8 protein-coding genes are annotated in these 8,345 nt (G+C 77.7%); 6 read left to right on the top strand and 2 right to left on the bottom strand.

The annotated features are described in order from the left end of the window. Window positions 1–1,471, top strand: a 1,471-nt coding sequence (rho, locus tag EJA20_RS17420; protein ID WP_240675622.1) for a transcription termination factor Rho, incomplete at its 5' end; no start/stop codon positions are given. Window positions 1,472–1,688: 217 nt separating this feature from the next. Here rho and EJA20_RS17415 read toward each other — a convergent pair. Further along, window positions 1,689–2,561 (bottom strand): aminoglycoside 3'-phosphotransferase, encoded by an 873-nt coding sequence (locus EJA20_RS17415; RefSeq protein WP_129339792.1) that lies wholly within the window; start codon window positions 2,559–2,561, stop codon window positions 1,689–1,691. Continuing rightward, window positions 2,558–3,790, bottom strand: a complete 1,233-nt coding sequence (locus EJA20_RS17410) for a glycosyltransferase family 4 protein (RefSeq protein WP_129339791.1) — start codon at window positions 3,788–3,790, stop codon at window positions 2,558–2,560. The genes EJA20_RS17415 and EJA20_RS17410 overlap by 4 nt, the downstream gene beginning before the upstream one ends. 150 nt (window positions 3,791–3,940) lie before the next feature. On the opposite strand from EJA20_RS17410, the gene rpmE reads away from it, so the two are divergent. The 5 genes from rpmE to EJA20_RS17385 form a co-directional block, all read left to right on the top strand. Continuing rightward, a complete protein-coding gene (gene rpmE, locus EJA20_RS17405) occupies window positions 3,941–4,156 on the top strand; it encodes a 50S ribosomal protein L31 (protein ID WP_129339790.1) in 216 nt (71 codons plus the stop codon). Between the two features lie 165 nt (window positions 4,157–4,321). Next, window positions 4,322–5,452: a peptide chain release factor 1 gene (prfA, locus tag EJA20_RS17400; protein WP_129339789.1), complete on the top strand. Its 1,131-nt coding sequence runs from the start codon at window positions 4,322–4,324 to the stop codon at window positions 5,450–5,452. Beyond that, window positions 5,449–6,393, top strand: a complete 945-nt coding sequence (prmC, locus tag EJA20_RS17395; RefSeq protein ID WP_240675621.1) for a peptide chain release factor N(5)-glutamine methyltransferase — start codon at window positions 5,449–5,451, stop codon at window positions 6,391–6,393. Before prfA ends, prmC begins: the two co-directional genes overlap by 4 nt. Beyond that, window positions 6,390–7,103, top strand: a complete 714-nt coding sequence (locus EJA20_RS17390) for an L-threonylcarbamoyladenylate synthase (protein WP_240675620.1) — start codon at window positions 6,390–6,392, stop codon at window positions 7,101–7,103. Before prmC ends, EJA20_RS17390 begins: the two co-directional genes overlap by 4 nt. Then, window positions 7,100–8,345 (top strand): MraY family glycosyltransferase (locus EJA20_RS17385; RefSeq protein WP_164984048.1); only part of this gene is annotated, 1,246 nt, incomplete at its 3' end. The genes EJA20_RS17390 and EJA20_RS17385, both read left to right, overlap by 4 nt.

Genomic DNA, 8,345 nt, shown 5'->3' with positions numbered 1-8,345 from the left:
CGGCCGCGCCGACGACGGCCGCCCCGCGCGCGCCGCCGGCGCGCTCGGGGTCCCCGAGTCCGACGCCGCGCGCCCCGAGGCCGCCCAGCGGGACACCCGGCCCGCCCGTGAGGACACGCGCGTGCCCGCCGTGGCCTTCGACGACGACGACGACGAGCGCGGCGGCCGCCGCCGCCGCTCGCGCGACCGCTTCCGCGACCGCGACCGCAAGCGCGGCCGCGGCACCGGCACCGCCACGCGGCCCGGCGAGCTGCCGGGCATCGAGGAGGTGGAGGTCGCCGACGACGACGTCCTGCTGCCCGTCGCGGGGATCCTCGACGTGCTGGACTCCTACGCGTTCGTGCGCACGACGGGCTACCTGCCCGGCCCGAACGACGTCTACGTCTCCCTCGGCCAGGTGAAGAAGGCCGGCCTGCGCCGCGGCGACGCGATCACGGGCGCCGTCCGCCAGCCGCGCGAGGGCGAGCTGCCGGCGGCGCAGGGTGGCCGCCCGAGCAAGTTCAACGCGCTCGTGCGCCTCGACACCGTCAACGGCATGAGCCCGGAGGAGGCGCGCCAGCGGCCCGAGTTCACCAAGCTCACGCCGCTGTACCCGCAGGAGCGGCTGCGCCTGGAGGCCGAGGCGAACCGCCTCACGCCGCGCGTCATCGACATCGTCGCGCCCATCGGCAAGGGCCAGCGCGGCCTCATCGTCGCGCCCCCGAAGGCGGGCAAGACGATCATCATGCAGCAGATCGCCAACGCGATCACCACGAACAACCCCGAGGTCCACCTCATGGTCGTGCTCGTCGACGAGCGCCCCGAGGAGGTCACGGACATGGAGCGGACGGTCAAGGGCGAGGTCATCGCCTCGACCTTCGACCGCCCCGCGTCCGACCACACCATCGTCGCCGAGCTCGCCATCGAGCGGGCGAAGCGGCTGGTGGAGCTCGGCCAGGACGTCGTGGTGCTGCTCGACTCCCTCACGCGCCTGTCGCGGGCGTACAACCTCGCGGCGCCCGCGTCGGGGCGGATCCTGTCCGGCGGCGTGGACGCCGCGGCGCTCTACCCGCCGAAGCGCTTCTTCGGCGCCGCCCGCAACATCGAGCACGGCGGCTCGCTGACGATCCTCGCCTCGGCCCTCGTCGAGACGGGCTCGAAGATGGACGAGGTCATCTTCGAGGAGTTCAAGGGCACCGGGAACATGGAGCTGCGGCTGTCGCGGAACCTCGCGGACAAGCGCATCTTCCCGGCGGTCGACGTCAACGCCTCCGGCACCCGGCGGGAGGAGATCCTCATCTCGCCCGACGAGCTGAAGATCGTCTACAAGCTGCGGCGCGTGCTCGGCGGGCTGGACCAGCAGCAGGCCATCGAGCTGCTCATCGGCAAGCTCCGCGAGACGCGCTCGAACGTGGAGTTCCTGCTGCAGGTGCAGAAGACGACGCCGGCCGGCACGGCCCACAAGGAGTCGGACGACATGCGCACGATGTGACGTGCGCGGGCCCGGCGCTCGCTCCCGCCACCGCGCGGCAGGAGGCGGCCGGGCGCGTCGCAGCACGCCGCCGCACCACGCAGCAGCACGCAGCAGCACGCAGTTCGTTGCAGCACCACGAGCACGGCTCCCGGCCCCGGCCGTCCCGCACGGGACGGCCGGGGCCGTCGTCGTCGCCGGGCACCCGGGGCCTCCGGCGACCGTCGGGCCCGTCCGCTCAGGTCACGTCCCACAGGAGCCGGTAGAAGGCCTCGCGCTCGGGGTCCGCGCGCACGCCGTAGGCGGCCAGCAGGGTCGGCCCCCAGCCCGGCCCGTAGTTCCACTCCGTGGACCAGGCGGCGACCGCGAGGTCGGCCCACCGGTCGGCCACGCCGAGGTGGCCCAGGTCGACGTGCCCCGCGGGGCGGCCCGCGTCGTCGAGCAGCGTGTTCGGCGCGCAGGCGTCGCCGTGGCACACGACCGCCTCGACCGGCGGCGGGTCGGCCAGCAGCGCGAGCACGCGGTCGGCGCCGATCGCCGCGTGCTCGGGCGCCCAGGCCGCGGTGCCCTCCACCTCGAGCCGGGCCCGTGCCCGGCCCGCCCGGTCCTGCGCCGACCACGTCCAGGGGCAGGTGCGCACGTCGAGCGCCTCGTGCAGCGCGCGCAGGCCGGCCCCGACGCCCGCGGCCGCCCGGGCGGGGTCGTCCCGCCACGGCGGCTGCACGGCGCTGCGCCCGGGGAGCGCGGTGGTGAGGAGCCAGTCGCCGTCCTCGTCGTGACCGGTGCCGAGCACCTCCGGCACCCGCGCGCGGCCGGCGGCCCACCGCAGCCGCGCGGCCTCGCCGGCGAGGTCGAGGACCGCGGCGACGGGCGACGGCACCCACTTGAGGTAGGCCGGGGCGGCCCCGGACCGCGCCCCGTCCCCCGAACCGGCCGGACCGGCCGGGGGGTCGAGCCGGTAGGTCAGCCCGCCCAGCTCGTTCTGCCACACGGGCGTCGCGCGCCACCCGGCGGCCACCCGCTCCCGGACGACGGCCGGCGGGGGAGCGGCGGCGGCGCGGGCCGCCTCCGGCACGCGCGCCAGGTCCTCGCGGGGGACGGCGCCGCTCACCGCCGGGCGCCGACCGGCCGTCCGGAGGGCCGTCGCCGCTCGAGGGCCCGCCGGTAGACGGCCTCGACGGCGTCGACGACGACGGGGGCCGCGAACCGCCGCGCGGCCCTCTGCTGCCGGCCCGCCGCGGCAGCACGGCCCGCGGGGTCGTCGATCCACCGGGCGAGGGCGGCGGCGAGGGCGGGGGCGTCGAGCGGGTCGACGAGCTGCGCCTCCAGGCCGGTCATCGTCGCCCGGTAGCCGGGGTTGTCCCCGGCGAGCACGACGCCGCGGCAGCACGCCAACGCCTCGACCACGGACACCCCGAAGCTCTCGCCGCCCGTCGAGGGGAGCACCACCAGGTCCGCGCCGGCCAGGAGCGCCGGCTTGTCCTCCTCGGAGACGAATCCCGGCAGGGTCACGCGGCCGCGCAGCCCCGCCGCCTCCAGGGTGCGGCGCAGCTCCGGCTCCAGCGGCCCCCGGCCGGCGATCTCGAGGGTCCAGGGGCGCCGGGCGAGGCCGTGGCGGTGGAGGTGGGCGACGGCGGCGACGAGCTCGCGCGCCCCCTTGCGCTCGACGAGCCGGCCGAGGAACACGAGGCGCACGGGCGCCCCCGGGTCGCCGGAGGCGCCGTCGGCCGCCGGCTCGGCGCCGTGCGTGCCGTCCGCCGTCCCGGGCTCGGCCGCGGCGCGGAACCGCTCGAGGTCGATGGGGGCGCCGAGGACCTCCGACCGCAGGCCGAAGGCGCGGCGCGCGAACACCGCCGCGGGCGCGGACAGGGCCAGCGTCTCGTCGAACCGGCGCAGCGTGCGGCGCTCGAGGAGGCCGAGCCCGTGCGCCGCGACGTCGACGAGGCGCGACTCCGTGAGGATGAGGAACGTGCCGACCACGGCGACGTCGGCCGGGGCGTGCGCGACGAGGCGGCCGGCGAGGAACGGGCTGTACGGCATGGCGACGTGCAGGACGTCGAACGGCACCGCGTCGAGCAGGGCGCGCACCGCCCGCCGCGGCGCCGGCAGCGGCGTGCGCAGGAGGTTGCCGTTGAAGCTCACGCCGGTGTGCCGGCCGAGGACGTGGAGGCGCTCGAGGTCCGTGCGGCGCGTCGAGGAGGCGACGAGGTGCACCTCGTGGCCCCGGGCGGTCAGCCCCTCGGCGAGGGCGAGCACGTACTGCTGCACGCCGTCGGGCCGGTCGAGGCCGTCGTCGAGCACGAGCCCGACGGTCAGGGGGTCGGTCGTCGGGCGGGCCACCCGCCGAGCATAGGAGCGCTCCGCGGCCCCGGCCGGGAAGTTCGCGGGGCCGTGCGCTGTTGTGGCAGACTGCACGGCTGGTCTGCGGTTCACCTGCGCGAGACACGCGCGGGACCCGCAGGCGCACCACCCCCCCTGAGGAGAACTCCCGTGAAGGCTGACATCCACCCGCAGTACGTGCCCACCCAGGTGGTCTGCACCTGCGGCAACACGTTCGTCACGCGCTCGACCGAGACCTCCGGCGAGATCCGCGCCGACGTCTGCAGCGCCTGCCACCCGTTCTACACGGGCAAGCAGAAGATCCTCGACACCGGCGGCCGCGTCGCGCGCTTCCAGCAGCGCTACGGCAAGAAGTCCGGCGAGTAGCACCTCCGCGGCGCCGGCACCGGCGCGCCCGACCCGCCCCCCGGGGCCGGCGGCGCGCCCGGTGCCGGCGCTGCGTCGTTCCCGGCCGGTCCCGTGCCCGGCCCGCCCGGCCCACCCGCCCACGGCCCCGTCCCGCACGGGTCCCGCCCGTCCCCCGGAGGACCCATGACCGACCCGCGCGCCGACGAGGGGCCCGCGGTCGACTTCGCCGCCGCGGCCCCGGCGCTGGCCGAGCACGCCGAGATCGAGGCGCGCCTGGCGGACCCGTCGGTGCACGCGGACCCCGCCCTCGCGCGCCGCCTGGGTCGGCGCTACGCCGAGCTCGGCGCCGTGGTGCGGGCCCACGCGGAGTGGCGCGCGGCGCAGGACGACGCGGACGCCGCCGCGGAGCTGGCCGAGCTCGACCCCGGGTTCGCCGCCGAGCTCCCCGGGCTGCGCGAGGCGGCCGCGGCCGCGGCGGAGCGGCTGCGGCGCCGGCTCGTGCCGCGCGACCCCGACGACGCGCGCGACGTCATCCTCGAGATCAAGGCGGGGGAGGGCGGCGAGGAGTCCGCGCTCTTCGCCGGGGACCTCCTGCGGATGTACCAGAGGTACGCCGAGCGCCGCGGGTGGTCGACGCAGCTGCTCGGCGCCACGGGCTCGGACCTCGGCGGCTTCAAGGACGTGCAGCTCGCCGTGAAGTCGCGGGGCGCCGCCGCCCCCGAGGACGGCGTCTGGGCGCACCTGAAGTACGAGGGCGGTGTCCACCGGGTCCAGCGGGTCCCCGTCACGGAGTCGCAGGGGCGAATCCACACGTCCGCGGCCGGGGTCCTCGTGCTGCCCGAGGCGGAGGACGAGGGCGAGGTCGAGATCGACCCGAACGACCTGCGCATCGACGTGTACCGCTCCTCGGGCCCGGGGGGGCAGTCCGTCAACACCACGGACTCCGCCGTGCGGATCACGCACCTGCCGACGGGCCTCGTCGTGTCGATGCAGGACGAGAAGTCCCAGCTGCAGAACCGCGAGGCGGCCCTGCGCGTGCTGCGCGCCCGGCTGCTCGCCGCCCGCCAGGAGGAGGCGGCGGCCGCCGCCAGCGCCGCCCGCCGGTCCCAGGTGCGCACCGTCGACCGGTCCGAGCGGATCCGGACCTACAACTTCCCGGAGAACCGCATCGCCGACCACCGCACGGGCTACAAGGCCTACAACCTCGACGCGGTGCTCGACGGGGACCTCGAGCCCGTCGTCCGCTCCGCGGTCGAGGCCGACGAGGCCGCGCGGCTCGCGGCGGTCGCCGCCGAGGCGGGGCGCGCCGGGTGACGGCGACGGACGACGGCGGTCCCCCCGCCGCCCGCCCCGGGGCCGACGGGCTGACCGTCCGCGCGGCGGTCGAGGGGGCGGTGCGCGTCCTGGCCGCGGCGGGCGTGCCCTCGCCGCGGCCGGACGCGACGGCGCTGGCCGAGCACGTGCTCGGCGTCGACCGGCTCGTCCTCGCCCCCGTCCTGGCGCCCGCGGGCTTCGCGACGACGTACGCGGGCCTCGTCGACCGGCGGCGCCGGCGGGAGCCGCTGCAGCACATCGTGGGGCGCACCGCCTTCCGGCACCTCGTGCTCGCCGTCGAGGCGGGCGTGTTCGTGCCGCGGCCGGAGACCGAGGCGGTGGCGCAGCCGGCCGTCGACGAGGCGGCGCGCGTCGCCGCGACGGGCGTCGCCCCGCTCGTCGTCGACCTGTGCTGCGGCGCCGGGCCCCTCGCGCTCGCGGTGGCCACCGAGGTGACGGCCGCCCGCGTCACGGCCGTGGACGCGTCGCCCGCAGCCGTCGCCCTCACCGCGCGGAACGCGGCGGCGGCCGGCGCGGACGTGCGGGTGCTCGTCGGCGACGTCACGGACCCCGGCCTGCTCGCCGACCTCGACGGGCAGGTCGACGTGCTCGTGTCCAACCCGCCGTACATCCCGCCCGACGCGGAGCCCGTCGACCCCGAGGTGCGCGACCACGACCCCGTCCTCGCGCTCTACGGGGGCGGGACGGACGGCCTCGACGTGCCGCGCGCGGTGCTCGTCGCGGCCGCCCGGCTGCTGCGCCCGGGCGGGCTGCTGGTGGTGGAGCACGCGGAGGTGCAGGACGCGGCGCTGCGCGCGGCCGCCGCCGCGGACGGGCGCTGGACCGGCGTGGCGACCGGCGCCGACCTCGCCGGGCGGCCCCGGATGCTCCTCGCGCGCCGGGCCGGCACGCCCCCGGCGCGTGCCAGACTCGACGCGTGAGCGCGCGCGTGCTGGACGTCAGGGACCCCGCGACGTGGGGGCCGGCCCTCGACGAGGCCGTCCACACCCTCGGGCGCGGCGGGCTCGTCGTGCTGCCCACGGACACCGTCTACGGCATCGGCGCGGACGCCTTCGACCCGCGGGCCGTCGCGGCGCTGCTGGCGGCCAAGGGCCGGGGCCGGCAGATGCCGCCGCCCGTCCTCATCGGCTCCGCGGCCACGCTCGACGGGCTCGCGACGGACGTGCCGCCCGACGCGCGGGCGCTCGCGGAGCGGTTCTGGCCGGGCGCGCTGACGATCATCCTGCGCGCCCAGCCGTCCCTGGCCTGGGACCTGGGGGAGACCCACGGCACCGTCGCGCTGCGGATGCCGGAGCACCCCGCGGCGCTGGCCCTGCTCCGGCGGACGGGCCCGCTCGCCGTCTCGAGCGCCAACCGCACGGGGCAGCCGGCGGGCACGGAGGTCGGGGCCGCGCGCGAGCAGCTCGGGGACGCGGTGGCCGTGTACCTCGACGGCGGCGCGACGCCCGGCGCGGTCGCGTCCACCATCGTCGACGCGACGGGCCCCGCGCTGCGGGTCGTCCGGGCGGGCGTCGTCGGGCTCGACGCGCTCCGCGAGGTCGCCCCGGTGCTCGGACTCGACGAGGCGCCCGCCGCGGGGGCGGGGGGCGAGGGGGTCCCCGACCCGGCCGTCGGGGACGTGGGCCGTTGAGGGTCTACCTCCTGGTCCTCCTCGTCGCCGCGCTGGTGACGTACCTCGGCACGCCGCTGGCGCGGTGGTGCGCGCTGCGCTGGGGGGCCGTGACGGCGCTGCGCGAGCGCGACGTCCACCGGGTGCCGACCCCGCGCCTCGGCGGCATGGCGATGTACGCCGGGATGCTCGCCGCCGTCCTGGTCGCGAGCCGGATCCCGTTCCTCGACCGGGTCTTCGCCGACCCGCGGCCGCTCGTCGGGATCCTCGGCGGCGGGGCGCTCGTCTGCCTGCTCGGCGTCGCCGACGACATCTGGGACCTGGACTGGGTCACGAAGCTCATGGGCCAGGTCCTCGCCGCGGGCTTCCTGGCCTGGCAGGGCGTGCAGCTCTACCAGCTGCCGCTGGGCGGCGTGACCGTGGGCTCCAGCCGGATGGGGACGGCGCTGACCGTGCTCACGGTCGTCGTGGCGATGAACGCCGTGAACTTCGTCGACGGTCTCGACGGGCTCGCGGCCGGGGTCCTCGCCATCGGCGGCACGGCGTACCTGCTCTACACCTACCGGCTGACGCAGGACGCGAGCCCGGCCGACTACTCGAGCCTGGCCACCCTCGTCGTGGCGGTGCTCGTGGGCGCGTGCGTCGGCTTCCTGCCGCACAACTTCGCGCCCGCACGCATCTTCATGGGCGACTCCGGCTCCATGGTGCTCGGCTTCGTCATCGCGGCGGCGGCCATCACCGTCACCGGCCAGATCGACCCGGGGTCCGTGACGGAGCGGCAGGCGTTCCCCGCCTACCTGCCCATGCTGCTGCCCGTCGCCGTGCTCGTGCTGCCCCTGCTCGACATGGTGCTGGCGGTCGTCCGGCGCGTCGGCGCGGGCCGCTCGCCCTTCCACCCCGACCGGATGCACCTGCACCACCGGCTGCTCGGGCTGGGGCACACGCACCGCCGTGCCGTCCTCATCATGTACATCTGGACCGCCGTGGTGTCGTTCGGCGTCGCCTCGCTCGTCGTGCTGCCGTCCGGCACCGCGCTGGTGCTGCTGGGCGTCGGGCTCGTCGCGGCCGCGGCGCTCACCCTCGGCCCGCTGCGCCCCCGCGGCACCGCCCCGCTGCCCGTCGTCACCGGCGCGATCCCCGTCGTGGCCGTCGACCGCGCCCGCGCGTCCGCCGCCGTCGCCCCCGCCGACGCCCCCGCCGTCGATCCCGCCGTCGCGCCCGCCCGCACGCCGGCCGCCGGCCCCCGCACCCCCCAGGCCCCCC

It is taken from the genome of Cellulomonas endophytica (genome assembly GCF_004123805.1).
In the GTDB taxonomy this organism is placed as follows: domain Bacteria; phylum Actinomycetota; class Actinomycetes; order Actinomycetales; family Cellulomonadaceae; genus Cellulomonas; species Cellulomonas endophytica.
Note: the sequence above shows the minus strand (reverse complement) of the source record. Positions and strands in the feature narration are given on the sequence as shown.